Source organism: Nonomuraea sp. NPDC047529 (assembly GCF_040642995.1).
Lineage (GTDB): Bacteria > Actinomycetota > Actinomycetes > Streptosporangiales > Streptosporangiaceae > Nonomuraea.
On record NZ_JBEYTJ010000028.1, the window covers coordinates 69,283 to 85,919 of the forward strand.

Sequence of the window (16,637 nt, forward strand, 5' to 3'; positions counted from 1 at the left end):
TGTCGGACCACGCTGTTACGGTCGCGGGCATGGGAAGAAGAGTGCCTCCGTCCGGTGGCGAGAAGGAGAGCCTGCACGCCAGCCTCGACCGGCACCGCGACGTCGTCGTGTGGAAGCTCCAGGGCCTCGGCGAGGAGCAGGTCAGGCGGCCAATGACGCCGTCCGGCACGTCGCTGCTCGGCATCGTCAAACACCTGGCCGCCGTCGAGTACGGCTGGTTCTGCTCGACGTTCGGCCGCGAGGCCGAGCCGCTGTGGTTCGCCCCCGAGGACGACTTCGAGATCGGCGAGCGGGAGACCGCCGAGCAGATCGCCGCCTTCTACGGCCGGGCCCGCGCGGCCGCCGACAAGGCGATCTCCGACCTCCCCCTCGACACGCCCGGCACCTCGTGGGCGGGCGAGCGGGTGACGCTGCGCTGGGTGCTCATCCACATGATCGAGGACACCGTGCGGCACGCGGGCCACATGGACATCCTGCGGGAGCTGATCGACGGCGCCACCGGCGACCATCCCCGCTGACCGTCACGTGGCCGGCGCCCTCGTCACAGGGCGGCGGGCAGCACCGGCCGGCCGCGCACGCCGGGGTCGGCCGCGAACAGGGCCCCGGCCTCCGGCTGCTCCCGGGGGTCGACCCCGAGCCGCGACGTGGTGACGAACAGCCGGTCGAGGCTCGGGCCGCCGAACGTGACCGCGGTGACCTTGCCGACCGGCAGCCCGACGACGGCGTCGAGCCGCCCGTCGGGGGTGTACCGGTGCACGGCGTGCCCCTGCCAGAGCGCCACCCACACGCCGCCCTCGGCGTCGACCGTGAGCCCGTCGGGCGCGCCCTGGGCGGGATCGATCGTCACGAACGGCCGGCGCCCGCTGAGCCCGCCCGCCGGGTCGTGGTCGAGGACGTCCACCCGGCCGGTGGCGGTGTCGGCGTAGTAGGCCAGGCTCTCGTCAGGGCTGAAGTCGAGGCCGTTGGAGACGGTCACGCCGGTCAGCACCGGGCTGAGCGCGCCGTCCGGCCCGGCCACGTAGAGGGAGCCGCGTCCGGGGGTCTCGTCGTAGGGCATGCTGCCGATGTAGAAGCGGCCCTGGGGGTCGCAGCCGCCGTCGTTCATCCGCACGCCGGGGTCGCTCCACGCCTGGCCGAGCGAGCGCAGCGGCGCGTCGAGGTTGTCGGAGTCGGCCAGCAGCAGCTCGCGTTCGCCGGCGACCACGTAGCCGCCGGACACGCGGGGGCGCAGGGCCGCGGCGACCTCGCCCACGTGCCGCCGCCGCACGCCGCCGGATTCGTCGAGGGCGAGCACGTCGCCGGCGAGCATGTCCACCCACCGCAGCCCGCCCCAGCGGCCGGACCACACGGGCCCCTCGCCGTGCTCGGCCACCGGATCGGTGACGGGGTACGCCTTGATGCTCATACCGGCCTCCTCGCCCCGATCCTAACGGCGTACGCGATCACCGTTTGTCGCCGGCGGGCACGGGGGCCAGCGGCTCGGGCGCGGCGCGATGCCGTACGGGCTGGAGCTGCGCCACGACGAGGGCGGCGAGCACGACGACCGCGCCGATCACCTGCGCGAGCGTGAGCCGCTGGCCGAGCACCAGCCAGCCGAGCGCGGTGGCGACGACGGGGCTGAGCAGGCCGAGGAAGGTGACCTTGGTGGCCGACAGCTCGCGGATGCCCCGGAACCACAGGGTGTAGGCCAGGGCCGAGCCGATGATCGCGAGGTAGGCGTACCCGGCGAGGTTCTCGCCGGTCAGGTGCGCGGGCGGCGGCCCCTCGACGAGGAGCGTGACCGGGGCGAGCAGCAGGCCGCCGGCCGTGAGCTGCCAGCCTGTGGTGGCCAGCAACGGCGCGGGCGACTTCCAGCGCTTGCTGAGCACGACCCCCACCGCCATCACCACCGCGCCGCCCAGCGCGGCGGCCACGCCCAGCAGGTCGAGCCGGGCGTCGGCGCGCAGCACCAGCAGGCTCACCCCGGCCACGCCCGCCGCCGCGGCGAGCGCGACGCGCCAGGTCACCCGCTCCCCCAGCAGTCCCGCCGACAACAACGCGACCAGCAGCGGCTGGATGGCGCCGACGGTCGCGGCCACCCCGCCGGGCAGCCGGTACGCGCCCACGAACAACAAGGCGAAGAACAATCCGATGTTGAGCGCCCCGAGCACCAGGGCGCGCCACCACCAGTTCCCCTCGGGCAGCCGGCGGGTGATCGCGATCAGGATCAGCCCGGCCGGCAGGGCCCGGATCAACGCGGCCAGCAAGGGGCGGCCGGGCGGCAGCAGTTCTGTCGTGATCAGATAGGTGGTCCCCCAGATGGCGGGCGTGAGGGCGGTCAGCAGAACGGTTCCCGTTCGATTACTTAGCACTAAGACAAATTAACCCAACTCCGGACGTTCCAGCCAGGTGATTTTCCTCACCGCTAAGACACTTGTAGGCTGCGGACGTGGCTGACCAGGTTGACTCCATCCTCAGGCAGTGGCACGCGCAACGCCCTGACCTGGACGTCTCCCCCATGGCGGTGATCGGACGGCTGTCGCGGCTGTCCCGGCTGATCGACGCCGAGCTGAGCCGCACGTTCGCCGGGCACGGTCTCGACCGGGCCTCGTTCGACGTGCTGGCCACGCTGCGGCGCTGCGACCCGCCCCACCGCCTGACCCCCGCCGCCCTGATGCGCGCCTCCATGGTCACCTCCGGGGCCGTCACCCAGCGGCTCGACCGGCTGGAGTCGCGCGGGCTGGTGCGGCGTACGCCCAGCGACTCCGACGGGCGCGGCGTGCACGTGACGCTCACCGCCGAAGGGCTCGCGCTGGTCGACCGCGCGCTGCCCGACCACCTGGCGACCGAGCAGCGGCTGCTGGCGGCGCTCACCGGACGGCGGCGCGAACAACTGGCCACCACCCTGCGCGACCTGCTCGAATCCCTCGGCGACAGCACCCCCTGACACGGGCCGCGCGGTGGCCCGCCGGCGCCTGATCGATGTGACGGACGCCGTCGCTTCCGATCATGGCACTTCTGCGACTGAATCTTGCCGGTCACCGGGAATGCGTTTCCGGTGTGGCGTCGATGAGCGATTCGGGGCAAGTGTAAACATCGTACCGGTCTAAATGCCCTGCTCGCCGCGCGGAAAGGCCGCATTCCGGTCTACGGGTTCGGGTGGCGACTTTGGGCTACATTCCGAAAGGAACGGTACATGTTCTCACCCGATAGGCGAACAAAAGCCGTCATCAACCCCTTCCGATCGACAGCACGTCGTCTTGGGCGCACCACGACGCGAGCGGCCGCGCGGGGTTCGCTCTCGACGGCCCTCGTCCTCGCCCTGGTCCCTCCGGCGGCACACGCGGACGACGGCGGGCCCTGCGACGAGCACACCTTCTTCAAAATCCACTCCCTCTCGCCGAGAAACTTCTTCATCCCCCGCACCCGCTACATTGACGGCCCCGGCGGGACCATCACGGTGACGGTGACCCGGGAATACGAAGTGAGGGCGTTCCGGGAGACGGAGAACGAGCGGCAAACCTCGATCACGACCGGAGATCTAGTAAGCAATCTACGCAAGATGGGCCTGCCGCACCTCGAAGAGCGGCATATGGTTTTCGCTGGCCATGAATACAGCCGGACCATCAGCAAAGGGATGTACGGCAATATGTGGTACCGCGTTTTCGGCTACCGCATCGGCTGGTCGGCCTGGTCGATGCTCGGCAACTGCCGGAACGTCGAGGTCGGCTCGGGGATAGCCAACGTGCCCGCCAGGGTGGAGGGCTGGCGGTACTGGGAGTCCAAGCACCCCACCTTCAAGGGCCGCATCCTGTCCCTCGACGGCGCCGATCCCGCCGAGGGCGGCGGAGAGGTGAAGAGGCCGGACTGGAACGGGCCGTCGACTGAGCCCCTGACGAGACCGTCGTTGCCGCGCAAGGTTCCGACGGACGTACAGACCAGGCCACGCAGACGCTGACCCACCGCCCCCGGCCCGGCCACCGGCCCGCCGAGCCCGCCGGGACCGGCGAGAGCACGGAAAGGTCCGGCAAGTAGGGCGCGGTGGTCGTCATGGCCGGTCCCGGTCCCGGTGGCGGGTGGCCAGGGCGTACGCCAGGGCGACGGCCGCCAGCGCCGCGCCGGTCCCGTACGTGAGGGCCGCGCCCGACGGCAGCGTGAGCCCGCCGAGCAGCGTGCCCGCGCCGATCCCCGCGTAGATCGCCGAGGAGTTGAGCGAGACCACCAGCGGCGCCTCCCGGGGCGCGGCGGCGATGAGCCGGTGCTGCTGCGGCGGCGTCTGGCACCAGCTGCTCGCGCCCCATGCCAGGACCAGCACCCCGACCAGCACGCCTGACGGCATGCCGGACAGCGCGCCGGACGGTGCCGCCGCGCCGGGCGCCGCCATCCAGCCGAGCAGCCCCAGGCTGACGGCCATGACCAGGTACGCGGCCGGGAGCACCCGGTGCGCGCCCCACCGGTCGGTGGCGTACCCGGCGGCCAGGTTGCCGAGGACGGCGCCGAGCCCGTACAGGAAGAGCAGGCCCGCCGTCCCCCCCACGCCCACGGCGCGCAGAGCGGGCGCGCTGTAGGCGTAGACCGTGTAGCTGGCCGCCATCCCGAGCACGGTGAGCGGCAGGATGGCCGTCACCGCCGGGCGCCTCAGCACGTCCAGCCTGGCACGCAGCGGCACCGGCGGCGCGCCCGGCAGCACCGGCATGACGGCGCGCACCCCGGCGGCGACCGCCAGGCAGGCCACGGCCACCGCGCCGAGCGCGTACCGCCATCCGAGCCGTTCGCCGGCCAGGTCGCCGAGCGGCACGCCGAGCGCCGTCGCGACCGTCAGCCCGCCCACCACCACGGCCAGCGCCCGCGCCCGCAGCTCGGGCCGCACCAGAGCGGCCGCCACCGCGCCCGCGCCCGGCGTGTACGCCGCCGCCCCCGCCGCGGCCAGCACCCGGGTGACCACCAGCACGGGGAACGACGGCGCCAGCGCCGACCCCAGGTTGGCCAGCCCGAGCACGACCAGCGCCGCGACCAGCAGGACCCGCCGCGGGACCCGCGCGGCGACGGTGGCCAGGACGGGCGACAGCACCGCGTACGCCGCGGCGAACACCGTCACCGACTGCCCGGCCGCCCCCTCGGTGACGCCCAGCGACGCGGCCAGGTCCGGCAGGAATCCGGCGACCACGAACGCGTCCGTGCCCACCGCGAACGTCCCGAGCGCCAGCACGAGCGTCGGGGCGAGCCCCCGGGACTCCGTCTCATTCGGGACATTCAACATCCCGATTCTCCTTAAACGTGTGCGCCCTGTGGGCGGGGTCGGATTCAGCCGCGAAGGCGTTCGTAGTGGCGGCGCGCGCGGTCAGGGGCGTTCGCCGGAGCCGCGGCCATGAGGTCGGCGACGGTCTGGGCGGCCAGCTCGCGCCGCCAGGCGAGCTCGGCCCGGCGCATGGCCGCCGCGACCCCGCAGGGGTGGGCGAACTCGCGGGCGGGCGCCTCGGCCCCCGCGCCGCGCTGCCGGATCTCGGTGCACCTGAACGCCTCGTCCGGGCCCTCGACCGCGGCCACGACGTCCATGAGCGTGATCCGGCCGGGCGGCCTGGCCAGCCTGAACCCGCCCTGCGCGCCCGGCACCGAGGCCAGGACGCCCGCGCGTACCAGCGCCTGGAGCCGCTTCTTGAGGTACACGGGCGGCAGCTCGAACAGCGCCGCCAGCCGCCCGGTGGGCAGCGGGGCCTCGTCCTCCAGCCACGCCAGCACCAGGCAGCAGTGGAGCCCCCATTCGACGCCTTCACCCATGCGCATGAAAGGGGATACTACATGTCCCTTTCGGGTCAGCCGCGGCGGCCCTGCCGTCCACGGGAGCCGGCCCTGTCGCGGCGGCCGCGGGGCGCCGGCTCGCCGGCGGTGGCCGTCCAGTGGTCGGGGCGGGCCAGGGAGGCGGGCAGTTTCGTGGCGGGGGTGCCCTTGGCCGCGTTGACCTGGGCCTGGGTGAGGAAGACGCAGCCGGTGAGGTCGGCCCCGGACAGGTCGGCGCCGCGCAGGTCGGCGCCGATCAGGTCGGCCAGGCGCAGGTCGGCCCCGCGCAGGTTCGCGCCGATGAGGTAGGCGCCGCGCAGGTTGGCCGCGCGCAGGTCGGCGCCCTTGAGGTTGGCGCCGATCAGGTCGGCCCCGCGGTGCTCCCTGCCCCGCCGACCGGCCCTGACCAGCTCGCTCGTCCGCAGCAGCAGCGTGTTGACCTCACCCCGGTGGGCGGCCACGTCGAGCCGCTCCAGGACGCCGGGGCTCTCGCGGGTCAGGCGCTCGGTCGCCTCGTACGCCGCCCGCAGCTCGGGGGCGATCTCCGCGGCGGCGTCGAGGGTCAGCGCCTCGGCGAGGTACCACAGCAGCTCGTGGAGCTGCCGCATGACCGGGAACACGGCGAACATCTGCCCGGACGTCTCGGGCGCGGCACGCCAGTCGCGGCCCTCGAAGGTGACCTGGGAGACCTTCTGCCCGGCGCCGAAGCAGTCGAAGACGGTGCAGCCGGGGAAGCCGCGCTGCCGGAGCTGGGCGTGGATGCCGCAGCGGAAGTCGTCGCGCAGGTTGACGCAGGGACGGCCGGCGTCCTTGGCGACGGCGAAGTCGGCCGAGGCGGCGAACGGCAGGGCGACGCAGCACAGGGCGAAACAGCTCTCGCAGTCGGCCAGCAGGCCGAGCTCGCGCGGATTCCTCTCGGGCAACGCTCTCCTTGTCACGACGGGGTGTGCCCAGGGTACCGGCGAGGTCAGGGCCGCACGTACGGCGTGGTCGTGGTCAGCGGGACGAACCCGAGCCCGAGCAGGATCGGCCGGCTCTGGTCGGAGGCGTCCGCGCTCACCGGCCGCCCGTCCGCCACCGCCAGGACGGGGACGACGGTGTCGTCGGACAGCCGTGCCAGCAGGTGGTCGCGGAGTCGGCCGCTGTCGGTGCCGAAGGCCAGCTCGTGCACCTCGGCCAGCGACTCCACGCCCGCCGCGTCGGTGACCGGCACCAGGCGCACGCCGTCGGGCGGCTCGACCGTGGTGTCGAGGTCGGCGATCCGGGCCACCATCACGGTCTCGGCGGGCTCGGCGGCGAACCCGGCGGCCAGGAGCCGGTCGGCCAGGTCGGCGGGCCGGTCGTGGGCGTACAGCTTCCACTCGAACCCCAGGCCGAGGTCGCCGAAGAAGCGCACCTGGCGGGCGACGGCCGCGTCGGCGCTCTCCTCGTCGAGGCCGGACCACAGGACGCCGTTCCACGCGTGCGGCGGCCCGACCTGGCGGACCACGTCGCCGTCGCGCTCGACCCTGGCGCCCGGCCCGTCGGGGCGCGCCTCCCGCCGCGACTGCCGGTCGAACAGCGCCAAAACCTCGTCATGGTCCATTTCGCCGACCCTACCGCCGGGCGGCGGTCAGTCGGCGGCCGGCCAGTCGTCGCCCCAGTCGACGTCGCGGGCCAGCCGGTACAGCTCGCCCTGCCGCTTGGAGACGACCACGTCCCGGACCTCGTCGCCGGTGCACAGGCGCAGCGACACCATGCCCTTGCGCTTCTGCGGGTGGCGCAGGACGCGGGCCGCCGCTCGCGGCCACTCCCCCCGTACGGCGGCCACGTAGGAGAACTTCTCGTCCTCGAAGCCGAGCGTGCCCGACTTGACGCGGCGGTGGAGAGAGGTGCGCGGCAGACGTACGGAGAAGTGGCACCAGTCGCCGCCCTGCCGGATCGGGCAGGGGCCGTCGTGCGGGCAGGGGGCGACGATGGTCAGGCCGCACCCTGTCAGCGTCTCCCGGGCGGTGGCGATGTTGGCGTAGCCGGCGGGGGTGCCGGGCTCGATGACGATCACCATCGTCGCGTCCCCGGCCAGCCAGCGCACGACGTCGGCGTGCCGCTGCGGGGGCAGCTCGTTCAGGGCGTAGGACATGGTGACCAGGTCGGCCGGGGGCCGGTCGAGCCCCGGGTCGATCGAGGCGCGCCGCCAGGTGACGTCGCGCACGGGCGCGGTCCTGGCCAGCCGCCGGCCGAGTTCGATGATCTGGGGGTCGTGCTCGATGACGGTGACGCGCTCCAGCGAGGGCCAGACCGGCCCGGCCGCCCAGACCGCCGCGCCGGTGCCGCCGCCCACGTCGAGCTGCGTCCGCGGCGCGAAACCCGGGGTCATCGCGGCGGCCCGGCGCATGGCGGTGCCCGCGGCGGCGTACGTGGCGGGCATCCGGTAGGCGGCGTAGGCCGCGATGTCGGCCGGGGTGCGCAGGTGCGGCGCGGCGGCGGACGGGCCGGTGCGGTAGCGCTCGGTGAGCTGTTCCGTTGCGCGGGACAGGTCGTGCGGCGCGTAGCGGGCCAGGGCCGACTCCAGAGCGGTCCTGAGCTCGTCGGGGAGCATGGTCATCGTGTCGTCCTGGCGGTCTGGGCGGTGTCGGGGAAGGGGCGGTGTCGACCTCGGCGAGGGGCCGGTGAACTGCCGTCCGTCCAGCGATGTCGCGACGCAGCGTATCAAGGGGGCGGCGGAGCTCAGCCGGGAACCGGGGGCCGGAACAGCCGCCAGAACGACTGGGCCGCGCCGGCGTCCAGGCAGCCGCCGCACACCCAGTGCGTGATCACGCCGATGAGCGCCCCGGCCAGGAAGGCGGCGTGCACGTCGGCGGGCACGTCCTCGAACCCCGCCGGACGGTTGCCCACGGCGAACCGCCCGGTCAGCTCCTCGGTGAGCCGCTCGCGCATCCGGGCGGCGAAGCGGGCGCTGCCCTGGCCGCCGAGCATGCGCTCGTACAGGGTGGCGTTGGCGGCCACGTGGTCGAACAGCTCCGCCAGCGGGGCCGGCGGCCGGTCGCGGGGGGCGTCGAGCGGGCACAGGGCGGCCGCCCGCGCCACGGCGGTGACGGCGTCCTCCATGGCGTCGGTGACCAGCGCGTCGACGTCCGGATAGTGGAGGTAGACCGTGGCGCGGTTGACCTCGGCGTGCTGGGCGAGCGCGGACATGGTGATGCTGCCCAGCTCCTGCCGGGCGGCCAGCTCCAGCACGGCGGCCTTGAGACGGGCACGCGTACGCCGCGCGCGCGGATCATCCGGGTTCACGCCGCCACTATACGACACGTGTTGACTAATCGACAGTTGTCGCATAGATTGCCTGCCATGCGAATCGAAGTCTGGGCGGACATGGTCTGCGGATGGGCCCACATCGGGAAGCGGCGGCTGGAGAAGGCCCTCGCGTCCTGGGAGGGCGAGCCGGTCGAGGTGGTCTGGCGGCCGTACCAGATCGATCCGTCGGCCCCCGCGAAGGCCGAGCCGCTGGCGGAGGCGCTGCGCGACCCGATGGCCGACGAGGCGCTGCGGGCCTGCTCGCCCGGCCTGTCCCCGGCCGGCAACCGGGTGCGGGTGGCGGGCATCGCCGCCGACGAGGGGCTCGGGGAGCAGTGGGGGGCGGCCTGGCGGCCCAACACGCTGGAGGCCCACCGGCTGATCGCCGTGGCGTACGAGACGGGTGGCGCGGCCCTGCAGTCGGCCGTGGTCGAGCGGGTGTTGTCGGCCCACTTCGTCGAGACCCGCGACATCGGCGACCCGGCCGTGCTGTCGGCGATCGCCGCCGAGTCCGGAGTGCCGTGGGACGGGCGGGGCTCCGCTCTGGTGCGCGAGCTGCTGCTCACGGGCAAGGCCAAGGGCGTGCGCACGTCGCCGACCATCGTGGCGGGCGACCGCGCCCTGGCCGGGGCCCAGCCGCCGGACGTGATCAGGGAGTTCCTGGCCGACGCCGCCGGCCACCCGGTCAGGCGGCTGCCCGCCGAGGTGGAGCGCCTGCGCCTCGCCGAGTCGCTGCTCGACCAGCGCGACCCGCTCGGCGCGCTCACGCTGCTGCGCCCGCTGCTCGACGAGCACGGGACGGATCGCGGGGTGCGGCTGCTGGCCGCCAGGTCGTACTTCGCCTCGGCCCAGCTCGGCCGGGCACGTACGGCCCTGGAGAGCCTGGTCGCCGAGGCGCCCGACGACTCCTACGCCCGTCACCTCCTCGGCCGCACCCTCCACCGCCAGGGCCACCCGGAGCAGGCGGCCCCGCACCTGACCCTGGCCGCCGCCATGACCCCCGACTACGCCTGACGCCGAGCCACGGCGGCCGGCCGGCCGGTCAGCGGCCGGGCTCGGGGGCGGCCCAGGCGCGGCCCGTACGGGCGGTGTCCTCGGTCAGGATCGTCCCGATGGTCCCGGCCAGCAGGTCGCGGTGCGGCGCGGGCAGACCGGCGGCCAGCGTCTCCAGGCGGGCCGTCACCCCGTCGTGGGCACGCACCGCGATCTCCGCGCCCGCGCAGGTCAGCTCGATCAGGCAGGCGCGGCGGTCGCGCGCGTCGCGCACCCGGGCCACCAGCCCGCGTTTCTCGGCGCGGTCGACCAGCCCGGTCAGGCTCGACTTCTCCAGGTGCAGCGCCCGGGTCAGCCCGGTCATCCCGATGGGCCCGTCGACCAGCAGGCACAGGAGCTGGGCCTGCTGCGGGGTCAGGTCGTGTTCCCTGCTGACCTCGCCGTAGACCTGATGGACCAGGTGCGCCAGGCGGACGAGCGCCTCGGTGAGGCTCAGGCCGGGCGCTTCGGTGGCGACCATGCGACCAGTGTAATTGACAGTAGTTGGCGGAACGAACTAAATTTACTTCGCGACACAAACAGTTCGTACAACCAACTAATGGGTGAGCCCCTCATGCCCGACTACGGACACGACCTGATGTTCAGCGCCAACCTCGTCCCGGCCGCCGGGCAGGCGGACGAGGTCGTGGCCCTCGCCCAGCTCGCCGAGCGCGCCGGGCTGGACCTGGTGACCTTCCAGGACCACCCCTACCAGCCCACACTCCTCGACACCTGGACGCTGCTCGCCTTCGTCGCCGCGCGCACCGAGCACATCCGGCTGGCCGGCAACGTGCACCCGCTGCCGCTGCGCCCGCCGGCCGTGCTCGCCCAGGCCGCGGCCAGCCTCGACCTGCTCAGCCACGGCCGGTTCGAGCTGGCGCTCGGCGCGGGCGGCTACTGGGACGCCATCGAGGCCATGGGCGGCCCCCGGCACACACCGGCCCAGGCCGTGGACGCACTGGAGGAGGGAATCGGGATCATCCGCGCGAGCTGGGACACCGGCACGCGCGGCGGCATCCACCACCGCGGCGAGCACTACCGGGTGGACGGGCTCAAGCGCGGCCCGCGACCGGCCCACGACATCGGGATCTGGATCGGGGCGTACAAGCCACGCATGCTCCGGCTCACCGGGCGGCTGGCCGACGGCTGGCTGCCCTCGCTCCCCCGCCTCACGGACGCCGCCGCCCTGGCCGAGGGGAACGCCGTCATCGACGAGGCCGCCACCGAGGCCGGACGGTCGCCGTCCGACGTGCGGCGGCTGCTCAACCTGGCCGAGCCGCTGCCCGCCGAGCAGCTCGCCGAGCTCGCGCTCGTCCACGGGGTGAGCGGCTTCATCCTCATGTCCGGCGATCCGCGGCAGTTCGAGCGGTTCGCCGCCGAGACCGCCCCGGCCGTACGCGAGCTGGTCGCCGCCGGGCGCGGACGGTCCCCGGAGCCGGAACGCCGCCCCGAGACCCGCCCCGAGACCCGCGTCTGGGACGAGGCCACCCGCCCCACCGCGCCCGACCCCGCCCCGGGCCGCCGCTACACCCCGCAGGAGCAGGCCGCCGGGCAGCACCTCGTGGACGTGCACGACCACCTGCGGGCCGAGCTGGCCCAGCTCCGCGACCTCGTCGAGCAGGTGGCCGCGGGGACGATCGACGCGGGCGCCGCCCGTTCGCACATCGCGACCATGACGATGCGGCAGAACAACTGGACGCTGGGGGCGTACTGCGAGTCGTACTGCCGGCTCGTCACCATGCACCACACCGGCGAGGACAGCATGGTCTTCCCGAAGCTGCGCCGGGCCGAGCCGGGGCTCGCGCCCGTGCTGGACCGCCTCCAGGAGGAGCACGAGGCGATCCACAAGATCATCGAACGGGTGGACCGCACGCTGGTCGCCTTCGTCGGCGAGCCCGGCGGCCTGGACGACCTGCGTACCGCCGTCGACCTGCTCAGCGACGCGCTGCTGTCCCACCTGTCGTACGAGGAGCGGGAGCTGGTGCCGCCGCTGTCGAGGCACGGTTTCTGACCGCGGGGCCGCCGGGCGCCGGGAAGGCGTACCGGCGGGCGGCGGCCACGATGGCCAGGGCGGCGACGGCGGCCGGGAGCGCGGTCCACGGCAGCGCGCCCGCCCCCGCGCCCTCCAGCACCAGCCCTCCGGTGAGCGATCCGGCCGCGATGCCCGCGTTGTAGACGGTGGTCTGCATGGACGTGGCCACGTCGGCGTGGTCCGGCCCCGAGGCGGTGACCAGCGCGGTCTGCAACAAGGTCGGCGCGCCCCCGAACGCCATGCCCCACAACGCGACCGCGCCCAGCAGCACCGCGGCGGACCCGGCGTACAGGCCGAGGGCCGACATGGACGCGGCCACCGCCGCCAGCACCGCGAGCAGGGTCGCCCGCGGACGCCGGTCGATCACCGCGCCGACCACCCAGATCCCCGCCACCGTGGCCACGCCGAACACCAGCAGCACGGCCCCCGGCCGGCCGAACCCCGCCCGCTCGGCGAACAGCGCCAGGTACGTGTACATCGCCTGGTGCCCCAGCAGCACCAGGACCGTCACCGCCAGCACGGTCCTGACGCCGGGGATGACCGCGACCCGCCGCAGCGGCACCCGCCGCGCCGCCGGCTCGCCGGGGAAGGGCGGCACCTTCCACATGACCCAGCCCACCAGGACCACCGCCACCGCCGACAGCGACCCGAACGCCGCCCGCCATCCGACGGCCGCCGCGAGCTGCGTCCCCGCCGGGATGCCCGCGCACAGCGCCACGGTGATCCCGGCCGAGACGATCGCGATGGCCCTCCCGCGGCGCTCGGCGGGGACCATGCGGGCGGCGTACCCGACGAGCATGGCCCACAGGATGCCGCCCATCGCCCCCGCGCCGACCCGCGCCCCGAACGTCACCGCGTACGACGACGACACCGCCGTGACGGCGTTGAGCAGCGCGAACCCGCTCAGCGCGGCCACCAGCACCTGCCGCCTGGGCAGCCCGCGCAGCAGCGCGGTCAGCGGGATCGCGGCCAGGAAGGAGGCGACCGCGTAGGCGGTCACGAGGAAGCCGGCCGTTCCCTCCGGCACGCCGAGGGCGCCGGAGAGCTGCGGCAGCAGGCCCGCCGGGAGGAGTTCGGTCATCACGGCCGTGAACGCCGCCGTGAACAGCGCGAGCAGGCCCGCCCACGGGAGTTTCGCAGGAGACATGCCGCCTATGCTGAAACCTTCACATCAGTGTGAAGGCAAATCACCCGAGGGAAGCATGAAGATCGGACAGTTGTCCCAGCGTACGGGCGTGCCGACGCGCATGCTCCGCTACTACGAGGAGCAGGACCTCCTGCACCCCGACCGCGCCGACAACGGCTACCGGGACTACCCCGAGTCGGCGGTCTACCGGGTCCAGCAGATCCGCGGTCTGCTCGACTCCGGCCTCACCACGGAGATCATCCGCCGCATCCTGCCGTTCCTGACCAGGCCGGACGAGATCCACCTGCATCCGGCGTGCCTGACGTCCGAGCTGGCCGAGCTGCTGCAGGCCGAGGCTGGCCGCATCCAGCAGCGCATCGAGTGCCTGTCCCGCAACCGGGACGCCATCCACGCCTACCTGGCCGCCGTGCGGTCCGCCGCGGGCGAGGGCGCGGCCTCCGCCTGATCGTTCTGCTGGAATGAGGGGCATGGAGACCTTGGCCGACCTTCTCTCGGACGCGGCGTCGGGCCACCCGCCCGCCCCCGACGGCACCGTGACCGTCCTGCCCCAGCCGTCGGAGCGCGACGCGGGGATCATCGCCTTCACCGCCCACACGGTCGTCTTCGCCGACGTCGAACCGGCGCGGGTGCACGCCCTGCTGCCCGCCGGCGACCTGTCGGCCCCGCTCATGCCCGCGTTCCTGACGGCGATGGAGGCCGCGACCGGCCGGCGGACCGGCAACCTCGACCTGCTCGCGCTGGCCACCCCGCTCCCCGGGCCGCCTCCGCTCCCGCTGGAGGAGCTCGCCGCCGCCGACCATCCGCGGGTCGTCCGGGCCCGCCGCCACCGCGACGCCGTGCGGGTGTGGGTCACCGGCGACGGCGGCGGCCTGGTCACGCTGGGACGCGGCGTGGCCGGACGCTGGGAGGCGGCCGTCGAGGTGGAGCCGGAGCACCGCGGGCGGGGGCTCGGCAGGGCGCTGGCCACGGCGGCCAGGCACCTGACGCCCGGCCCGCTGTGGGCGCAGATCGCGCCGGGCAACGCCGCGAGCGTACGGGCCTTCCTCGCGGCGGGTTACCTCCCGATGGGCGCCGAGGTGCTGCTTCTTCCGGAAGACGGCTGAACGAAGGTGTCTGTCCCGGCGGGTCCCGTTCGTCGGGAGGGCATCGGAACACAACGGAAAGGGACAACGATGAACACGGTCATCTCCGGTGACGGCACCCGCATCGCCTACGACCAGGCAGGCGAGGGGCCCGCCGTCGTCCTGGTGGACGGAGCGATGTGCTTCCGCGGCTCGGGGCCGGGCGGGCCGCTGGCGGCCGAACTGGCCCGCGGCTTCACCGTCCTCACCTACGACCGGCGCGGGCGCGGCGACAGCGGCGACGGCACCGAAAGCGCCGACTTCTCCGTGGCGCGCGAGGTGGACGACCTGGCCGCCGTGATCGGGCGGGCCGGTGGCGACGTACGCGTCTTCGGCCACTCCTCCGGCGCGGTGCTGGCGCTGGAGGCGGCCGCGGCCGGGGTGCCGATCGCCAGGCTGGCGCTGTTCGAGCCGCCGCCGCTCGGCGACGACGCCGGGCTGGGCGACGAGCTGGACAGGCTGGTCAAGGAGGGGCGGCGCGGCGCGGCGGTCGAGGCGTTCCAGCTCTCGGTCGGCATCCCGCCCGAGATGGTGGCGGCCATGGCGGGGTCGCCGTCCCGTCCGGTGCTGGAGGGCATCGCGCCCACGCTCGTCCACGACCTCCGGCTGACCGGCACGGCCACGCTGTCCCGGTACGCCGGCCTCGCCGTGCCCACGCTCCTCATCGACAGCGCGGCCAGCCCGGAGAGGCTGCACGCGTCCACGGCGGCGGTCGCCGAGGCCGTGCCGGGGGCGCGGCACCGCCGTCTGCCGGGCGGGTTCCACGACGTCGAGCCGGGCGTGCTCGGGCCGGCGCTGGCCGAGTTCTTCGCCTGAGGACGGCGGTCCGGCGGCCCGCGTTCCCTTGCCAGGCCGGGGCCGCCGGCGTCCTGGAGTTTGCTGGTCGGGGGCCCGCTGTTGGGGGAAACCGGGTGTGGCGCTGCGGAAGCCGTCCAAGATCGCTACGTATAGTGATGGCCGATGTCACTTCGTGATTACAGGGGGAGCTCATGAGAGGTAACCTCATCGCCGCCGGCGGTGCGCTGCTCGTCGCGGCCACGGTGTTCAGCATGGCCGGCGTGGCCGCCGCGGACACCTGGAACGACGAGAGGCACTGGTACCCGGACAACTGCAGCCTCGGAACGAACGACGACTCCACGTACCACCACGTCACGAAGGAGGGCAGGTTCGCCGGCACCCGTGACGCCGACGCCTGCAAGGGCGGCGAGCACGGCTTCGACGGCGACGACGAGGGCTGGGGCTGGAAGCACAAGGACCACGACCGCCACAACTGGCCGGGCAGCGGCAACGGCAACTGGATCGGTCACGGCTACGGCCCGGGCGCGGGCGTCGGCGTCTAGGACCGGCCCCCTCACACACCTCGATCCCGGCGCCCCGCGAGGGTGCCGGGATCGGCGCGTCCCCGCGGCGGCTTCCGGGCAGGCCCCCGGCCGCTGATATCTTCTGCCGTAAAGAGATCCACGGCAGAGGAGAGTCGGTACTGTGGTCGTCTTCGCCGGGCAGGGGGACGCGCGCCGTTCGATGGCGTTGCTGTGGCGGACCGAGGAGCCGGGCGAGTCGCGTCCCGGCCCCAAACCGGGCCTGAGCGTGGACGTGATCGTCGACGCCGCCATCGCCGTCGCCGACGCCGAGGGCATGGCCGCGCTGTCCATGCGCAAGGTCGGCGAACGGCTGGGCCGCACCGGCATGGCCCTCTACACCTACGTCCCCAGCAAGGGCGAGCTGGTGGACCTCATGTACGACAAGGCGCTGGGCGAGCTGCCCACCGCCTACGACCTGGCCGGCGGCTGGCGGGCGGCGGTCACCGCGTGGGCCGAGCACCTGTGGCGGTTCTACCAGCGCCACCCGTGGCTGCTCCAGGTGTCGCAGGCCCGGCCGGTGCTCGGCCCCAACGAGTTCGCGCTGCTGGAGAGCCTGGTCGCGATCCTGCGCGAGACCGGCCTGCGCCCGCCCCGGCTGCGCGGCGTGGTGTCGCTGCTGTTCGACTTCGTCCGCGGCGCGGCCAGGACGGTCGCCGAGTCCCGGCAGGCCCCCTCGGCCACCGGCGTGTCGGACGAGGAGTGGTGGCTCACCCGGTCGCGCCTGCTGGAGGAGGTCGCGCCGGGGTTCGCGGCCCGCTTCCCCATGGTGGCCTGGGTGGAGAGCGAGGGCGGCGTCCCCGGCGAGGGCGAGCCGTACGTGGAGCACAAGGTGAACGAGGCGTTCACGGTCGGGCTCACCGTGCTGCTCGACGGCGTGGAGGTCGCCGTCGGGGCGGGCTGACCCGCGCCCGCCG

The 16,637-nt window shown here is 74.1% G+C and carries 20 protein-coding genes; 10 read left to right on the top strand and 10 right to left on the bottom strand.

Going from position 1 to position 16,637, the window contains the following annotated elements:
• Positions 1-29: 29 nt before the first annotated feature.
• Positions 30-518, top strand: a complete 489-nt coding sequence (locus ABZ815_RS35025; protein WP_357705489.1) for a DinB family protein — start codon at positions 30-32, stop codon at positions 516-518.
• Positions 519-541: 23 nt separating this feature from the next.
• On the opposite strand, the gene ABZ815_RS35030 is transcribed toward ABZ815_RS35025, so the two are convergent.
• Entirely contained in the window at positions 542-1,405 is an 864-nt protein-coding gene (locus ABZ815_RS35030; protein ID WP_357705490.1) for an SMP-30/gluconolactonase/LRE family protein, read from the bottom strand.
• Between the two features lie 37 nt (positions 1,406-1,442).
• Positions 1,443-2,351, bottom strand: a complete 909-nt coding sequence (locus tag ABZ815_RS35035) for an EamA family transporter (RefSeq protein ID WP_357705491.1) — start codon at positions 2,349-2,351, stop codon at positions 1,443-1,445.
• Positions 2,352-2,428: 77 nt separating this feature from the next.
• Between ABZ815_RS35035 and ABZ815_RS35040 the strand changes: the two genes are divergently transcribed.
• Positions 2,429-2,926 (top strand): MarR family transcriptional regulator, encoded by a 498-nt coding sequence (locus ABZ815_RS35040; RefSeq protein ID WP_357705492.1) that lies wholly within the window; start codon positions 2,429-2,431, stop codon positions 2,924-2,926.
• 249 nt (positions 2,927-3,175) lie between these two features.
• Entirely contained in the window at positions 3,176-3,937 is a 762-nt protein-coding gene (locus ABZ815_RS35045; RefSeq protein ID WP_357705493.1) for a hypothetical protein, read from the top strand.
• A 90-nt stretch (positions 3,938-4,027) separates the two neighbouring features.
• Here ABZ815_RS35045 and ABZ815_RS35050 read toward each other — a convergent pair whose 3' ends face one another.
• The 6 genes from ABZ815_RS35050 to ABZ815_RS35075 form a co-directional block, all read right to left on the bottom strand.
• Positions 4,028-5,239 (bottom strand): MFS transporter, encoded by a 1,212-nt coding sequence (locus ABZ815_RS35050; RefSeq protein ID WP_357705494.1) that lies wholly within the window; start codon positions 5,237-5,239, stop codon positions 4,028-4,030.
• A gap of 44 nt (positions 5,240-5,283) precedes the next feature.
• Positions 5,284-5,763, bottom strand: coding sequence for an Rrf2 family transcriptional regulator (locus ABZ815_RS35055; RefSeq protein ID WP_357705495.1), 480 nt, complete (start codon positions 5,761-5,763; stop codon positions 5,284-5,286).
• A 29-nt stretch (positions 5,764-5,792) separates the two neighbouring features.
• Positions 5,793-6,680 (bottom strand): pentapeptide repeat-containing protein, encoded by an 888-nt coding sequence (locus ABZ815_RS35060; protein ID WP_357705496.1) that lies wholly within the window; start codon positions 6,678-6,680, stop codon positions 5,793-5,795.
• 44 nt (positions 6,681-6,724) lie between these two features.
• Positions 6,725-7,342 (bottom strand): hypothetical protein, encoded by a 618-nt coding sequence (locus ABZ815_RS35065; RefSeq protein WP_357705497.1) that lies wholly within the window; start codon positions 7,340-7,342, stop codon positions 6,725-6,727.
• A 27-nt stretch (positions 7,343-7,369) separates the two neighbouring features.
• Positions 7,370-8,341 (bottom strand): small ribosomal subunit Rsm22 family protein, encoded by a 972-nt coding sequence (locus ABZ815_RS35070; RefSeq protein ID WP_357705498.1) that lies wholly within the window; start codon positions 8,339-8,341, stop codon positions 7,370-7,372.
• Between the two features lie 122 nt (positions 8,342-8,463).
• Positions 8,464-9,027, bottom strand: a complete 564-nt coding sequence (locus ABZ815_RS35075; RefSeq protein ID WP_357705499.1) for a TetR/AcrR family transcriptional regulator — start codon at positions 9,025-9,027, stop codon at positions 8,464-8,466.
• A 57-nt stretch (positions 9,028-9,084) separates the two neighbouring features.
• Between ABZ815_RS35075 and ABZ815_RS35080 the strand changes: the two genes are divergently transcribed.
• The gene (locus tag ABZ815_RS35080) at positions 9,085-10,044 is read left to right on the top strand and encodes a DsbA family protein (RefSeq protein WP_357705500.1); all 960 of its coding nucleotides are present in this window, start codon (positions 9,085-9,087) and stop codon (positions 10,042-10,044) included.
• A gap of 28 nt (positions 10,045-10,072) precedes the next feature.
• On the opposite strand, the gene ABZ815_RS35085 is transcribed toward ABZ815_RS35080, so the two are convergent.
• Entirely contained in the window at positions 10,073-10,543 is a 471-nt protein-coding gene (locus tag ABZ815_RS35085; protein WP_357705501.1) for a MarR family transcriptional regulator, read from the bottom strand.
• A 78-nt stretch (positions 10,544-10,621) separates the two neighbouring features.
• Between ABZ815_RS35085 and ABZ815_RS35090 the strand changes: the two genes are divergently transcribed.
• Positions 10,622-12,073 (top strand): LLM class flavin-dependent oxidoreductase, encoded by a 1,452-nt coding sequence (locus tag ABZ815_RS35090; protein ID WP_357705502.1) that lies wholly within the window; start codon positions 10,622-10,624, stop codon positions 12,071-12,073.
• Here the strand turns inward: ABZ815_RS35090 and ABZ815_RS35095 are convergent.
• On the bottom strand, positions 11,997-13,241 hold the full coding sequence (locus ABZ815_RS35095) for an MFS transporter (protein WP_357705503.1): 1,245 nt from the start codon (positions 13,239-13,241) through the stop codon (positions 11,997-11,999). The genes ABZ815_RS35090 and ABZ815_RS35095 overlap by 77 nt on opposite strands.
• Positions 13,242-13,296: 55 nt before the next feature.
• On the opposite strand from ABZ815_RS35095, the gene ABZ815_RS35100 reads away from it, so the two are divergent.
• The 5 genes from ABZ815_RS35100 (at position 13,297) to ABZ815_RS35120 (ending at position 16,624) form a co-directional block, all read left to right on the top strand.
• A complete protein-coding gene (locus ABZ815_RS35100) occupies positions 13,297-13,686 on the top strand; it encodes a MerR family transcriptional regulator (protein WP_357705504.1) in 390 nt (129 codons plus the stop codon).
• A 22-nt stretch (positions 13,687-13,708) separates the two neighbouring features.
• Positions 13,709-14,344 carry a GNAT family N-acetyltransferase gene (locus ABZ815_RS35105; RefSeq protein ID WP_357705505.1) on the top strand — a complete coding sequence of 212 codons (636 nt, stop codon included), beginning with the start codon at positions 13,709-13,711 and terminating at the stop codon, positions 14,342-14,344.
• A gap of 69 nt (positions 14,345-14,413) precedes the next feature.
• Positions 14,414-15,178 (top strand): alpha/beta fold hydrolase, encoded by a 765-nt coding sequence (locus tag ABZ815_RS35110; protein WP_357705506.1) that lies wholly within the window; start codon positions 14,414-14,416, stop codon positions 15,176-15,178.
• Between the two features lie 173 nt (positions 15,179-15,351).
• On the top strand, positions 15,352-15,702 hold the full coding sequence (locus tag ABZ815_RS35115) for a hypothetical protein (RefSeq protein WP_357705507.1): 351 nt from the start codon (positions 15,352-15,354) through the stop codon (positions 15,700-15,702).
• A gap of 142 nt (positions 15,703-15,844) precedes the next feature.
• Positions 15,845-16,624: a TetR/AcrR family transcriptional regulator C-terminal domain-containing protein gene (locus ABZ815_RS35120; RefSeq protein ID WP_357705508.1), complete on the top strand. Its 780-nt coding sequence runs from the start codon at positions 15,845-15,847 to the stop codon at positions 16,622-16,624.
• Positions 16,625-16,637: the final 13 nt, after the last annotated feature.